General features: G+C 68.0%; 14 protein-coding genes. 8 read left to right on the top strand and 6 right to left on the bottom strand.

Annotation, left to right across the window (positions count from 1 at the left end; genetic code table 11):
• The first annotated feature begins 183 nt into the window (after nt 1-183).
• From sigE to AB0M22_RS07375, 8 genes are all read left to right on the top strand, one after another.
• Entirely contained in the window at nt 184-846 is a 663-nt protein-coding gene (gene sigE, locus AB0M22_RS07340; protein WP_364722217.1) for an RNA polymerase sigma factor SigE, read from the top strand.
• A 63-nt stretch (nt 847-909) separates the two neighbouring features.
• The gene (locus tag AB0M22_RS07345; protein ID WP_364722219.1) at nt 910-1,299 is read left to right on the top strand and encodes a hypothetical protein; all 390 of its coding nucleotides are present in this window, start codon (nt 910-912) and stop codon (nt 1,297-1,299) included.
• A gap of 87 nt (nt 1,300-1,386) precedes the next feature.
• A complete protein-coding gene (locus AB0M22_RS07350; protein ID WP_364722221.1) occupies nt 1,387-2,940 on the top strand; it encodes a trypsin-like peptidase domain-containing protein in 1,554 nt (517 codons plus the stop codon).
• Nucleotides 2,941-3,005: 65 nt separating this feature from the next.
• Nucleotides 3,006-3,422 carry a Sec-independent protein translocase protein TatB gene (gene tatB / locus AB0M22_RS07355; protein WP_150402329.1) on the top strand — a complete coding sequence of 139 codons (417 nt, stop codon included), beginning with the start codon at nt 3,006-3,008 and terminating at the stop codon, nt 3,420-3,422.
• A gap of 82 nt (nt 3,423-3,504) precedes the next feature.
• Nucleotides 3,505-4,362 carry a hypothetical protein gene (locus AB0M22_RS07360; protein ID WP_150402328.1) on the top strand — a complete coding sequence of 286 codons (858 nt, stop codon included), beginning with the start codon at nt 3,505-3,507 and terminating at the stop codon, nt 4,360-4,362.
• A gap of 147 nt (nt 4,363-4,509) precedes the next feature.
• Nucleotides 4,510-5,073, top strand: coding sequence for a hypothetical protein (locus tag AB0M22_RS07365; RefSeq protein ID WP_364722224.1), 564 nt, complete (start codon nt 4,510-4,512; stop codon nt 5,071-5,073).
• A gap of 22 nt (nt 5,074-5,095) precedes the next feature.
• Nucleotides 5,096-5,314, top strand: coding sequence for a hypothetical protein (locus tag AB0M22_RS07370; RefSeq protein ID WP_364722226.1), 219 nt, complete (start codon nt 5,096-5,098; stop codon nt 5,312-5,314).
• 153 nt (nt 5,315-5,467) lie between these two features.
• Entirely contained in the window at nt 5,468-6,544 is a 1,077-nt protein-coding gene (locus AB0M22_RS07375) for an XdhC/CoxI family protein (RefSeq protein WP_364722228.1), read from the top strand.
• Between the two features lie 78 nt (nt 6,545-6,622).
• On the opposite strand, the gene AB0M22_RS07380 is transcribed toward AB0M22_RS07375, so the two are convergent.
• The 6 genes from AB0M22_RS07380 to AB0M22_RS07405 form a co-directional block, all read right to left on the bottom strand.
• Nucleotides 6,623-8,866 (bottom strand): xanthine dehydrogenase family protein molybdopterin-binding subunit, encoded by a 2,244-nt coding sequence (locus AB0M22_RS07380; RefSeq protein WP_364722230.1) that lies wholly within the window; start codon nt 8,864-8,866, stop codon nt 6,623-6,625.
• On the bottom strand, nt 8,863-9,864 hold the full coding sequence (locus AB0M22_RS07385; protein ID WP_364722233.1) for a xanthine dehydrogenase family protein subunit M: 1,002 nt from the start codon (nt 9,862-9,864) through the stop codon (nt 8,863-8,865). The genes AB0M22_RS07380 and AB0M22_RS07385 overlap by 4 nt, the downstream gene beginning before the upstream one ends.
• Nucleotides 9,861-10,394 (bottom strand): (2Fe-2S)-binding protein, encoded by a 534-nt coding sequence (locus AB0M22_RS07390; protein WP_364722235.1) that lies wholly within the window; start codon nt 10,392-10,394, stop codon nt 9,861-9,863. The genes AB0M22_RS07385 and AB0M22_RS07390 overlap by 4 nt, the downstream gene beginning before the upstream one ends.
• A gap of 186 nt (nt 10,395-10,580) precedes the next feature.
• Nucleotides 10,581-11,534, bottom strand: a complete 954-nt coding sequence (locus AB0M22_RS07395; protein WP_364722237.1) for a glucosyl-3-phosphoglycerate synthase — start codon at nt 11,532-11,534, stop codon at nt 10,581-10,583.
• Nucleotides 11,531-12,415 (bottom strand): dihydropteroate synthase, encoded by an 885-nt coding sequence (folP, locus tag AB0M22_RS07400; RefSeq protein ID WP_364722239.1) that lies wholly within the window; start codon nt 12,413-12,415, stop codon nt 11,531-11,533. Before folP ends, AB0M22_RS07395 begins: the two co-directional genes overlap by 4 nt.
• 49 nt (nt 12,416-12,464) lie before the next feature.
• Nucleotides 12,465-14,234: a long-chain-acyl-CoA synthetase gene (locus AB0M22_RS07405; RefSeq protein ID WP_364722241.1), complete on the bottom strand. Its 1,770-nt coding sequence runs from the start codon at nt 14,232-14,234 to the stop codon at nt 12,465-12,467.
• Between the last annotated feature and the right edge of the window lie 15 nt (nt 14,235-14,249).

Here is a 14,249-nt window from a genome sequence, read left to right on the forward strand (position 1 = left end):
TATCCGGACAGGAAAGAGTATGGGCAACGCAAGACCAACAGACCGGCTCGACACGGGACGCGGGAACAACGACAGACACGTTGTCGGTTGTATCCGAACGTAACGGTTTGCGGCCCGAAAGAGATTTCGGATCGGAGCCAAGTTCCGAGTTTACGGTCCCTAGTAGGAGGTAGCCCCATCCACATGGTCGATGCGGCGCGTGAGCACGCAACCTTGCCAGAGCAGATTCTGCCGATCGAGTCCGACACCGCTGAAGAGGCCGTCGACCTGACCGGTACCGCTGCCTTCGATGCCACCGGTGACCGGGCGGCCATGCCGTCCTGGGACGACCTGGTCCGCGAACACGCCGACCGTGTCTACCGTCTTGCCTACCGTCTGTCCGGCGACGCTCAGGACGCCGAGGATCTCACTCAGGACACCTTCATCCGGGTGTTCCGCTCGCTGTCCAGCTACCAGCCGGGCACCTTCGAGGGCTGGTTGCACCGCATCACCACGAACCTGTTCCTGGACATGGTCCGGCGCCGCAACCGCATCCGGATGGAGGCGCTGCCCGAGGACTACGACCGGGTCCCGTCCGAGGGTCCCGACCCGGAGCAGGCCTATCACGACGCCCGCCTCGACCCGGATCTGCAGCGCGCGCTCGATTCGCTCGCGCCGGAATTCCGCGCCGCGGTCGTGCTGTGTGACATCGAAGGACTCTCCTACGAGGAAATCGGCGCTACGCTCGGCGTGAAACTCGGCACCGTGCGCAGCCGGATTCATCGCGGGCGACAGGCACTGCGCGACTACCTTGCGCATAATGGAAGTGAGCAGCGGTTCGCCGCTGATGCAGCAAGTATCGGGTGAGCTGGACGAAAGCCGGCATCACCCCACGGTTCGGATGATGTCGGTTGGAAGGGTGAGCACCGAATGAGTGGCGACTCCAGCACGCCCGGTCGTCGTCCGCCTCGTTTTCGTCCCACCGAGCATCTGGCCAGCGAGGCGATCGCGGCCTATGTGGACGGCGAGTTGCGGATGAACGCCTATCTGCGTGCCGCCCAACATCTTTCTCTGTGCCCGGAATGCGCGGCCGAGGTCGACGCACAGCAGCAGGCGCGTATCGCGCTGCGCCAGTCGGGCCCGATCTCGATTCCGCACGGGCTGCACGACAGCCTGACCCGAATTCCGCTCGCCGATCTTCCCGGCGGCGCGTCGAGCCAAACGTCGGGCACCAACGGGACTCCGCGCAACGAGGCAGTTTTCGGCTTTCTCACCGATTCGTTTGCCGCGACTCGGTGGACAACGTGGTGGCGCAAGTAGAGTTTCCCCCGTGACTGAGCGGAGCGAAGGAACCAAAGGCACAGCACGCCTCGGCGCGGCGGAGCCGAGCGCTAGCGAGGCGGAGGCGTGACGACGGAATCGACGAATACCGGATCGGCCGACACCCCGGATAGCGTCCAGGGCAGGCCCACGGATTCGGCGGCCGACAGGGGAACCCTGAGGCCGCCGGACGCGCCCGTGCTGGGCCCCCGGCCGGTATACCGACCCCATGTCGACAACCACACGGCGGGTGCATTCCGCAGGCCTGCGGGCCAGCGCGGGTCGTTCGCCGAGCCGCTGCCGCGTGGCGCGCAGGCGGTGTCGGGCCAGGACGTGCAGAACCGTCCGCCGGACGCTGTGCTCGCCGAGGCTTTCGGTCGCCCCGACGGTTCCACCGAACTGCTGCAACGCGATCCCGACGCGGCCAACGGGGCCGCACCGGTCGCAGGCCCGGTCGATCCGTGGCGCGATCCGGACTCCGCCGCCCGCCTCGGCGCCCCCGCGGTGCCGACCCCGAAGCCCCAGCCGCTGCCGCAGGCGCAACGCCTCAGCGCGCGCGAGGTCCTCTTCGGCTCCAGGGTCGCGCCCAAGGCCCTTGCCCTGCTCGCCTTGGTCGCACTCGCCGTCGGCGTGCTCGGCGGACTGGTCGGCAGGCTGACCGCCGAACAGGCCTCCGTCCTCACTTCGCGCAAAGTGACCCTCGAGCAGAGCTCCGACACCAGCCAGCCGCACAGCCAGATCGCCAAGGTCGCCAACGCCGTGCTGCCCGCCGTCGTCTCCATCCGGGTCACCGTCGGCGACAACGGCGCGACCGGCTCCGGCGTGGTGATCGACGGCCTGGGCTACATCGCGACGAACAACCACGTGGTCTCGATGGCCGCCCAGGACAAGACCAACCGGGCCGTCATCCAGGTCCAGTTCTCCGACGGCTCCCGGGTGCCCGCCCGCATCGTCGGCCGCGATCCGAAGTCCGACCTGGCCGTGCTCAAGGTCGATGTGAAGAACCTCACCGTGGCCAAGCTCGGCAAGTCCGGCGACGTCCAGGTCGGCGACGAGGTCCTCGCCATCGGCTCCCCACTCGGCCTGAGCAAGACCGTCACCTCCGGCATCGTCAGCGCCCAGCACCGCCCGGTGAAACTCCAGGGCGAGGGCAGCGACACGAACGCGGTGATCGACGCGGTCCAGACCGACGCCTCGATCAACCCCGGCAACTCCGGTGGCGCGCTGGTGGACATGGAAGGCCGGGTCATCGGCATCAACACCGCCATCCGCAGCGAGACCGGCGGCTCGGTCGGCCTCGGCTTCGCCATCCCGGTCGACCGGGTTACGCAGGTCGCGCAGATCCTGATCAAGGACGGATCCATCCATCACCCGACCATGGGCCTCAGCCTCCGCAGCAAGGTGGTGGCGAACGAGCAGATGAGCGGCGCGGAGGTGGCCGACGTGGTGGCGGGCGGTCCGGCGGCCAAGGCCGGCATCGTGGAGAAGGACGTCATCGTCAAGGTCGGCGAGCGCGAGGTGACCGGTCCGGAGGAGCTCACGGTCGCGGTGCAGTCCCGCGCTATCGGCGAAACGGTGAACGTGGTGTTGATCCGGGACGGCAGGCAGGTGGACGTTTCGGTCACGCTGGAATCCGACTGACGACAGCCGCGGTTCCCCAAACCACTCGGTGCGAGATCGCCGCACCCAACCGGTAGCCTGATTAGGTGTTCAGCAATATCGGCTGGAGCGAGATGATGATCTTGCTCGTCGCCGCCCTCGTGATCCTCGGACCGGAGCGACTGCCCGGCGCGGTTCGCTGGACCACGCGCAGCCTGCGGCAGGTGCGCGACTACGCCAGTGGCGCGACCTCGCAGCTGCGCGACGAGCTCGGCCCCGAGTTCGAGGACCTGCGCAAGCCGCTGGCCGACCTGAACGAACTGCGCGGCATGACGCCGCGCGGCATGGTCACCAAACACCTTCTGAACGGCGACGATTCGATCTTCCGCAACATGGAGGACGCACTGCCGGACAAGAAGGACTTCCTCGGCGCCAACAGCGGCATGCCGGACTATCCGATGCCGAAGCTGGAAAAACCGTTGGAGCGCAACGAACGTCCCCCCATCGACACCGACGCCACCTGACCTGGCGTCACTGCGTCACGAGAAGGGTGCAGTGTCAAGAGTTCTAGACACTTTGGCCTGTCCAGCTGTCTAGACTTCCCACATGTCGGCCGATGACGTGGCGCGCGTTTTCGCAATCGAAGACAAGGTCGAGCGACTCAAAGCGGCCACCGATGGTGTGGCTGCGGCCCAGCAGACCATCAATGAGCTAACCAGGATCCGTCGTGCGGTCATCCGGGAGCTACACGCCGAAGGCTGGACCTTCGCCAGAATCGGTGCGGCAGCCGGACTTTCCCGTGCCCGCATCCATCAGGTGAGCACCCAGGGGCCGGCGCCGGAGGGCCTGTTCTTCGGGCACGGGACGCTCACGGTGCTGGTGCCGGAGGTTCGCGCGGGCCGGGTGATCGGCGCCCCGGATCCCGCGGCGGCGCACCGGCTAGTCGAGCTGCTCCGCGAGCTCGGCTTCACCGCTTCGGTCGAGCACTTCCTCCCCGGGCGACCGGTGGACCTGAACCGGGACGGCCTGATCGTGCTCGGCGGGCCGGAGCTCTCGCCGAGCGTGCGGCAGCTGATCGCCGCCGACCCGCGGCTACGGCGCGCGGTGGCCAGGGCCGGCGACGCCCGGCGGGGCATCGAGGATCGCGCCGCGCGCCGGGTCTATCGCCCCGGCGGCCCCGATCCGCACGACATCGCCTACCTGGCCCGGCTACCCCGTCCGGACGGGCGCGGCTCGGTGCTGATGATCGACGGCATGCACCCGCCGGGCTCGCTGGGTGCCATCCGGTTGCTCGCCACCCGATTGGCCACCCTGCACGAACGTGCGGGCACCCACCTGTTCTCCGTGCTGGTGGCCTGCCGGTTCGATCGGGCGACCGGTGAACCCCTGGAAGCCGAGCTGCTCACGCCGGTCTATCGGCACGACCCCGAAAACCGTTTGCCCGCACCGGGTATCCGTCGCTGAAAACGCCGGCCGCCGGTCCCATAGCCGACGGCTGTCGATGATCATCGTGACCTAATTGTGTCGCGGGTCACTCACCTCTTCCGCTCGGGAAATCTTGATGCAATGCTTGAATAGCTAGAAGGTAACTATGCGTGATAGGTGAGCTCGATGAGTGTTGAACTTTCGACGGCGGCCAGTTCCGCACCCACGATCCGGACGGTGCGGCCGAAGCCGACGCAGTCCGGCGCTGTCGATGCGGCCGACCCGATCATCACCACCCACCGGGTCACCTACAGCGACCGGCTCAAGCTGTTCATCGGCGCGGGCGAGACCATCGACAACTTCCTGCGCCCGCTGCGCAGGCTGGACGGTCACCACCGCTTTTCGGTGCAGCTGTCCCGGCTGCCCGCGCCCATGCGATCCGCCGACATCAGCCCGGCGATCAGCTCCGCGCCCGGGCAGAACTATCTCCAGTGCACCGGCTCGGCCGACGCGCTGGTGCTCGAGCTGCGCACCGTCCTCGACGGCGTGGCGCACCGTTGCATCGTCGGCCGGGGCACCGGTCACGACGGCGAACCCGGCATCTGCGTACAGGTTCCGGAGAGCATGCCCGCGCCGTGGATCTATCCGGACGAGGTATTCACGGCCGAAGACGCGGCCGAGATCTTCGCCGTCTACTTCCGCACCGGCACGGTCCCACCCGGCCTCGCACTCCGCGAGACGACCGATTGATGCGTGACCAGAGGAGGCAGTGATGAATCTGCTCGTCACAGTCGGCGGCGCCGTCCTGGCGCTCGGCCTGCTCATCCTGGTCGTCACCGTGCTGAGACGGCCGACCAAGTCGCCCGGACGGCTGACCGTCGCCGCCTTACAGGCGCGACTCGCCGAAGAGGGAACCGCGGTGCCGGACGAGACCGAAGAGCGCCTCGCCGACCACGTCTCGGCAGGCTCGAATCAGCCGCACACCTCCTGATTTCCCGCACACGTCGGCGCCCGCGATTCGGTATGCGAGAAATCAGTGGGTGTGCGGTGCGTCGCTGCTGCGCGGCCGAATAGCTTTCGGATAGCTAGGCTGGGCAGGAGCCGGTGTACTCCGGTGTGCTCGCTCGAGAGAGGAACCGTGCTGATGCGCGCAATGCTCGAGCAACTGATAACGCTGGCGGGACTGGGGCCGGTGGCCTTGGCGCGGGTGGTGGATACCACCGGGCCGGGACCGCGTGAGCCGGGTGCCGCGATGATCGTGACCGACTCCGGCGAGGTGTTCGGGTCGCTGTCGGGTGGATGTGTGGAGGCCGCGGTCGTCGAGTCGGCGCGCCAGGTGCTGGCCACCGGTCACGCGGTGACCGATCGATTCGGTTATGCCGATGGTGACGGCATCGCGGTGGGGTTGACCTGCGGCGGGGAGATCGAGGTCTTCGTCGAACGGCTGGGGCCGGATCGGGTTCGGGTGCTGTCGGCGCTGCGGGAGCGGATTGCGAGCGGGTTGCCCGTCGCGCTGGCGACCAGGCTGGACACCACCGCGGAGTGGAAGCTGCTGCGGCCCGATTCGAAAGAGACGTGGCACGACGTCGATCGCGACGCGCTCGCGCTGCTCGCCGCCGGGCGCAGCGGCGTGGTCGGCGCCGACGAATGCGAGGTCGACGCCTCCCCGCGGCCGCGGGTCTTCGTGCAGGTCTTCGGCGCGCCCGCGCGAATGATCCTGGCCGGCGCCAACGATTTCGTGCGCGCGCTGAGCCGTACCGGGCGGCAACTCGGCTACCGGGTGACCGTCGTCGATGCCCGCGAAACCTTCGCCACCTCGGCGCGATTCCCGTCCGCGCACGAGGTCGTGGTGGATTGGCCGCACCGGTATCTGCGCACGGAGCACGAGGCGGGGCGCATCGACGGGCGCACCGTGGTCTGCGTGCTCACGCACGACACCAAGTTCGATGTGCCGACGATCGCCGCGGCCCTGGACATCGACGAGATCGCCTTCGTCGGCGCCCTCGGTTCCCGTCGCACCCACGCCGAGCGCACCGAACGCCTACGGGCCGCCGGCGTCACCGAGAGCAAACTGGCACGCCTGAAAAGCCCCCTCGGCCTCGACCTCAACGCCCGCACCCCGGACGAGACGGCGATCTCCATCGCCGCCCAAATCCTCGCCGATCGCGGCAACGCCTCGGCCCGCCCCCTCGACCGCATCAACGGGCCGATACACCGCTGAGCCGCACCATCTCTGATTTCCCGCACCGGAAATCGCAGGCGAATCTCGGTGCGGGAAATCAAGAGTGGTGCGGGAAGTTCAGAGCAGGTGTTCGATGCGCAGCGGGAGGTCGCGGAAGCGGTGGCCGGTGGCGTGGTGGACGGCGTTGACGATGGCGGCGGCGGCGCCGATCATGCCCAGTTCGCCAATTCCTTTGACACCCAACGGGTTCACCACGGTGTCGTCGACCGCGACGAAGGAGATGTCGACCTCGGGAGCGTCGGCGTTGACCGGCAGCAGATACTCCAGCAGTGATGCGTTGGCCCAGCGACCATCACGGAGGTCGGGCAGCGAACCCTCCATAAGCGCTTGGGACAGACCCCAATTCATGCCGCCGAGCACCTGACTGCGGGCCAGCTTGACATTGAGCACCCGGCCGGGCGCGAACGCACCGACCATGCGGCGCACGCGAATCAACCCCAGCTCCGGATCGACCGCGACCTCCGCGAATTGGGCACCGAAGCTCATCTTCCCGTACGGCGCGGCGGGCGAGGCCGGCCGCCAGCTGCCGGTCGTCTCGATATCCGAAAGCTGGTTGCGCTCCAGCACATCCGCGTAGGCGTCGGTGACCGACGGATCATCGACCAGCCGCAGCACGCCCTCGACGCCTTCGATCTCGTCGGGCGTGCGGCCGCGCAACGGTGAATCGATATCGGCGACCGCGATCTCGATGAGCTGGGCCAGCAGCTGCGTGCACGTGGTGTGCACCGCGGAACTGACCGCGCTCGCGCCGATCGAGCCGACGGTGGCCGCGATGTTCGGATAGTCGGTGTTGCCGATCTCGAAGCGGATGCGGTCGAACGGCATTCCCATGGCATCGCACGCGACCTGCGACATCGCGGTCGCGACACCGGTGCCGAACTCCTGTGTGCCGGTCTGGACCACGAGCGAGCCGTCCGACCGCAGCCGGGCATGGGCTCGCTGCGGCTGCCCCGGCTCGTACACCGGGTAGCCGGCCGTGCCGACGCCCCAGCCGAGCAGCCAGTTGCCGTCGGTGTGCGATCCGGGGGTCTGGATCCGGCCGTCCCAGCCGAACCGCTCGGCCGCCAGCCGGAGGCATTCGACGTAACCGTCGGAGCTCCACGGGTTTCCGCTCTCCGGGTCGACCGCGGCGTGATTGCGCAACCGCAGGTCCACCGGATCCGCGCCGAGCTGTTCGGCCAGCTCATCGATGGCGCATTCCAGCGCGACCATGCCGGACGCCTCACCCGGCCCGCGCATGAAGGTCGGCGTCATCGTGTTGCCCTTGATCAGCCGATACTGCCCCTCCCAGTGCGGAATTCCGTATGCCTTGCCGGGCACCTCCAGCGACGGCTCCGCCCAGTCGTCGAAATGCGAAGTGACGGAGAGCTTGTGGTGCCGCAGCCCGGTGAACCGGCCGTCGGCGTCGCTGACCAGGGCGACCCGCTGTTCCTGCTCTTCGCGTAATCCGGTGCCGTAGAACATCTGCTCGCGATTCAGGATGACCCGCAGCGGCCGGCCCAGCTCCCGCGCGATCAGCGGGGCGAGCGTAACGTGCGGCCACATCATGGCTTTCGCGCCGAACCCGCCGCCGACATAGTCGGCGACCACCCGCACCTTGCTCGGCGAGATGCCCAGGTGCGCCGCGATGGTCAGCTGGCTGGCCACGATGCCCTGGGTGGCGTCGTAGACGGTGACCGAATCGCCGTTCCACATCGCGGCGGTGACCGAGCATTCGATCGGATTGTGGTGATTTGCGGCGAACCGGAACGTCGCGTCGACGGTGTGCGCGGCGGCCGCACTCGCGCCGGCGAAGTCGCCGCGCGACTGGGCGGCGGGGATCTGACCGGCGAAGATGCTGTCCGGCAGGTACTGCTCGTCGCGCCCGTCGTCCAGGCGCACCAGCGCGGGCTGCGCGTCGTAGGTGGCCTCGACCAGGCGGGCGGCCTCCTGCGCGACCTCGAAGGTATCCGCGACGACCACCGCGATCGGCTGACCGAAATAGTGAATCGTGGTGTCCTGCATGGGAAAGAAGGTCTGCCCGGGTGCGGGCTGGCCGAACAGCGACGGCAGCAGCGGCACCGAGGGGACCCGTGGCAGGTTCTCGTGGGTGAGCACGGCGACCGCACCGGCCCGCAGCGCGCGAGTGACGTCGATGGAGGTCAGGGTGCCGTTACCGATCTCGGCGCCGACGATCACGCCGTATGCGGCGTTCGGCATCGGGATCTCAGCGGTGTAGCGGGCGGCGCCGGTGACCTTGGCGTGCCCGTCGATCCGGTCGAGGCCCTGGCCGATCAGCTTGGGGACCGCGGGTGCGCTCATTTCCGGCCTCCCTGCTGCTCGGTCACGATCTCCAGGGTGCGCACCATGGTGCGTTGTGCCAGTTCGATTTTGAACCGATTCATCGCATGGCTGCCGTCGGCGGCGGCAAGCTCGGTAGCAGCGGCTGCCGCGAAGTTCTCCTTGGTCGCGGGCTTGCCGACCAGCAGCGCCTCGGCCATCCTGGCCCGCCACGGCTTGGTCGCCACCCCGCCGAGGCCGATGCGGACATCGCGCACCTGCCCGTCCACCAGATCCAGCGCCACCGCCGCGGAAGCCGCTGCGAACTCATAGGATTCGCGATCGCGCACCTTCAGATAGTGCGAGTTCGCCGCGAACGGCAACGGCGGCACATCGATTCGGACGATCAGCTCGTCGGCGGTGATCGGATGTTCGAGATGCGGTGTGTCACCGGGCAACAGGAAGAAATCGTCGAAGGCGATGGCGCGCGTGCCGCGCGGTCCCTGCACCTGCACCACGGCATCGAGCGCGGTCAGCGGAATGGCCATATCGGACGGGTGCATGGCGAAACAGTGCTCGCTGGTGCCCAATACGGCGTTCCCGCGGTGCAGCCCCTCGTGCGCACCACACCCGCTGCCCGGCGCACGCTTGTTGCAATCGAACGCGATGTCGCGGAACTGCGGGCAACGCACCCGCTGCATCAGGTTGCCGCCCATCGACGCCATGTTGCGGATCTGCGCGGACGCGCCCTTCCACAGGGCGATGGACAGGAACGGAAAGCGCTCCACCACACCGGGATCGGCGGCCACCTCGCTCATCCGGACCATCGCGCCGATGCGCAGGCCGCCGTCCGGCCGGTGCTCGAGCTCGGTGAGCGGCAGCCGATTGATGTCGACCACGTTGTCCGGCTCCATCGCCCCGATCCGCAGCATGTCCACCAAAGTGGTGCCGCCCGCGAGGAATACGGTGTTCGGGCGAGCGGCCACCGCGGCGAGCGCCTGGTCCACCGTCTCGGCGCGGGCAAACGCGATGGGCTTCATCGGTTCTCCCCCATCTCGTCGCGCGCGCTCTTTATCGCGTCCCGGATGTTCTGGTAGGCGGCGCATCGGCAGATATTGCCGCTCATCCATTCGGCGATCTCCGCGTCGTCGCCGGTGTGGCCCTCTTCGATGCATTTGATCGCCGACATGATCTGTCCCGGTGTGCAATACCCGCACTGGAAGCCGTCGCAGCTGATGAACGCGCGCTGCACCGGGTGCAGCTCCTCCCCCTCCGCGACCCCCTCGATGGTGGTGATCTCGCGCCCCTCCACGCTCAATGCCAAGGTAAGGCAGGACAATTCGCGCTTACCGTCGACCCAGACCGTGCACGCGCCGCAGGCCCCCTGGTCGCACCCCTTCTTGGTGCCGGTGAGTCGCAGGTACTCGCGGAGGGCGTCGAGCAGGCTGACCCGGGGTTCCAGTGCCACCGGGAAAACGTGGCCGTTCACCCGCAGTGTCGCCAGCGTGTAGTCGGGACCGGCAAACTCTGGTTGCCGCGTGTCCTGCTTGGGTAGCTCACCAATAGTCATTGACGTATCTCCTGCTCATGAGCGCGCGATGGACGGCGTCTTGAAGGACAGAATGCGAACGTAAGACCAAAACAACACTCTAGCGTCCACTCAGCAAACACGCATCCGTATGGCGGCCATGGCTTTCGGCACAACGCAGCGAACCCGGGCGCCGAAGGCACCCGGGTTCGCGCGTCGATATATCGGTCAGGCAGCCGCCCACTCGGGGCGCAGCGTGTTCATCGGCGGCCGATCGGCCAGCGACACCTCGGTGCTCTGCGCGGTGAAGGCGTCGCCGACCAGCGGGAACTGGGTCAGCGCGGCCCCGGAGTCCTGCACGCCGCTGCGGCCGAGCACGGTGCCGAGGATCTGCCTGCTCATCACGCCGAGATCGGCCAGCGGGCGATTGCGGTGCGTGCGCACGCCCAGGTTCACCTGCCCGATCGCGGACAGCCCGAGCTGGTCGTAGGTATCGAGCAGCAACCCGATCTCCACGCCGTAGCCCGGCGCGAACGGGACCGAGGTGAGCAGCTCGCGGGTGCCCGCGTATTCGCCGCCGAGCGGTTGCAGCACCTGGGAGAGCTCCGGACGCAATGCGGCGAGCAGCGGACGGGCGACGAGTTCGGTGACCCGGCCGCCGCCGTGGGCGTCCACCGCGCCGCCCTGGTGCAGCGGCCTGCGGTAGTACGCCTTGACCAGGTGCATCGCATCGACCGTGAGCAGCGGTCCGAGCAGTTTCGGCACGAACTCGGGATCCGGGTCGATCAGGTCGGAGTCGACGAAGGCGATCAGATCGCCGCTGGTCACGGCCAGCGAGCGCCACAGCACCTCGCCCTTGCCGGGCACCGGATCCAGCTCCGGCACCGCCTGCTCGCGGGTGATCACCTCGGCGCCCGCGGCCAGCGCCCGTTCGGCGGTGGCGTCGGTCGAGCCGGAATCGAGCACGATCAGCTCGTCGACCAGGGTGCCGAGCAGCGGCATGATGCTGCCCACCACGTCGGCAACGGTGTTCTCTTCGTTCAGCGCGGGCAGCACCACCGAAACGGTGCGGCCGTCTTTGGCGGCGACGAGCTCGTCGACCGACCAGTGGGGGCTGTCCCAGGTGTTTGTCGTCGCCCACGCGGGGCGGTCTTCGCGGCTGTGGGGGTGGTGGAATTTCATACCAAACCTCGCAGGGTGCGTGCTGGGGGCCGGATGCCTTGGATCGCGGCGATCATGTCCACCACCCGCCGGGTCGCGGCGACTTCGTGGACTCGGAAGACTCGGGCGCCGGCGGCTGCCGACCAAGCTGTTGCTGCCAATGTGCCCTCCAACCGTTCGGAAAGATCGACACCTAGAGTCTCCCCGATGAAATCCTTGTTGCTCAGTGCCATCAAGACTGGCCACCCGGTATTTACAAGAACGTCCACTCCGCGCAACAAGTCGAGCCCGTGATAAGTGTTCTTGCCGAAATCATGGGTCGGATCGATCAAAATCGAATCCGCGCGCACACCCGCCGCGACCGCGTTTTCCGCCGCGCGCACCAAGGTTCCGGTCACTTCGGCCACGATGTCGGCGTAGCGGACCCGATGCGGGCGGGTACGCGGGATCGCCCCGCCGGTGTGGCTGCACACGATGCCGACGCCCTGGTCGGCGGCCACCGAGACCAGGTCAGGGTCGGCGCCGGACCAGGTGTCGTTGATCAGATCAGCACCCACCTGGACCGCGGCCAGGGCCACATCGGCCCGCCAGGTGTCGATGCTGATCAGTAACTCCGGGTATTTCGCCCGAATGGCCGCGACGAACGGGATCACCCGGCGCGATTCCTCGGCCGCGTCGACCAGCGCACCCGGACCGGCTTTGACCCCGCCGATATCGACCAGATCCGCGCCTTCGTCGACCGCCCGGGCAACGGCCGCCATGGCCGCCTCGTCGGTAAACGTGGCCCCTTTGTCGTAGAACGAATCGGGAGTGCGATTCACGATCGCCATCACCAGCGCCCGATCGGTCGCCACCGGCTTGCCGCACAAGGTAGGAAGCGGCGTTGCGGTGGTACTGAACATCCTCTGACTGTACCGACCGGTGTGCTACCGGTCGCTCCGCCCAGCGGCGCTAGTTCTTCGGCGCGCGCCCGGCGGCCACGTCGGCGGCGTAATCGTCATAGGCGGGGACATAACCGTCGGAGCGGCCCGCGAGGACGTACAGGGTGCCGTCACCGTCGGCGGCGTACCCCTGCTTACGCAGTTCGACCTTGCGGCTCTTGAAGGTGGAGGTCTGCTCCAGCTCCTCGACCACGCGGATGAACAGCGGGACGGCGTAGCCGGGCAGCTGCCGGTAGACCTCGCCGGCGATCGCCTTGCCGTCGAACTCGACATCCGGGGTCAGCGTCACCGCGGCCATGCCCGCCTTGCCGTCGGCGCCCGGCACCTCTACGCCGTAGACGACCGCCTGGGAGAGTGCGTGCGAGCGGGTCAGCGCGCCCTCGACCTCGGTGGTCGCCACGTTCTCGCCCTTCCAGCGGAAGGTGTCGCCGAGCCGGTCCACGAACGCGATGTGGTGCCAGCCCTGGTTGCGCACCAGGTCGCCGGTGTCGAACCAGACGTCGCCCTGCGCGAATCCGTCCCGGACCAGCTTGGCCTCGGAGGCGTCCTGGTCGGTGTAGCCGTCGAACGGCGAGCGGTCGGTGACCTTGGAGAGCAGCAGCCCGACCCCGCCGGAGCCCACCTTGCGCAGCCGACCGTCGTTGCCCCGCTTGGCTTTTCCGGTCTCGTCGTCGTACTCGACCACCGCGTACGGCAGCGGCCCGAAGCCGGCCGTGCGGTCGACGCTGAACGCGTTGATGAAGGCGATGTTGGCCTCGCTCGCACTGTAGAACTCGACGATGCGATTGATGCCGAACCGCGTCTTGAACTCGTCCCACAGTTCCGGGCGCAGCCCGTTGCCGACCGCGAGCCGCACCCGGTGCTGCCGGTCGGTCGGCTTCGGGGACTGGTTCAGCAGGTAACGGCACAGCTCACCGATGTAGATGAACGCCGTCGACTGCTCGCGGATCACCTCGTCCCAGAAACGGGACACGGAGAACTGCCTGCCGAGGGCCAGCGTGGCGCCGGCGCCGACCACCGCCGACAGCGCGACGGTGATCGCGTTGTTGTGATACAGCGGCAGGCAGCAGTACAGAGTGTCGTTGCCGCGCAGGCGAATTCCGAGCCCGGCGATGCCGGCCAGGCTCTTGGTCCAGCGCAGGTGCGTCATCACGCTGGCCTTCGGCAGGCCCGTGGTGCCGGAGGTGAAGATGAGGAAGGCGCGTTCCTTGGCGGTGACCTCCGCGCACACCGGCGGATCGGTGGCGGCCGCCTGCTGTGCCGCGGCCTGCAAGTCGTTGGCGAGCAACACATTCGGCAGCGGCTCGGCCAGCGAGTCCAGTGCCTCCTTGCATTCCTCGCCGATCACGTTGAGCACGCTGTTCAGCAGGCTGAAACTGTGCGCGAGCACCTGGTCGCGCTGATGATGGTTGAGCAGGCCGACGGTGGCGCCGAGTTTCACCGAAGCCAGTACGGTGAACAAGGTTTCGGGCCGATTGGTCATCAGCACGCCGACCACGTTGCCGCGTTCGACGCCGCGCGCGGCGAGCACCGAGGCGTAGCGGTTCACCTCGGAGTTGGCCTCGCCGTAGGTGTAGGCGGTGCCCTCGAAGCGCAGGAACGTCCGGTCCGGATGCCGGTGCGCGGCGCGCTGGAAGTACAGCCCGACCGAGGATTTGTCGTCCGGCCCGACCAGCATGCCTGCCGCGTTGCGCAACATGGCCGGTGCGTCGAGCGCCATCGCGGGCAGGTTTTTGGCCAGGCTTAATAGACTCACCGTCGAGCGGCCGTCAGCACTCACTGTGTAGCTCTCCTC

Origin of the sequence: Nocardia sp. NPDC051756, from assembly GCF_040681495.1 — a bacterium.
GTDB lineage: Bacteria > Actinomycetota > Actinomycetes > Mycobacteriales > Mycobacteriaceae > Nocardia.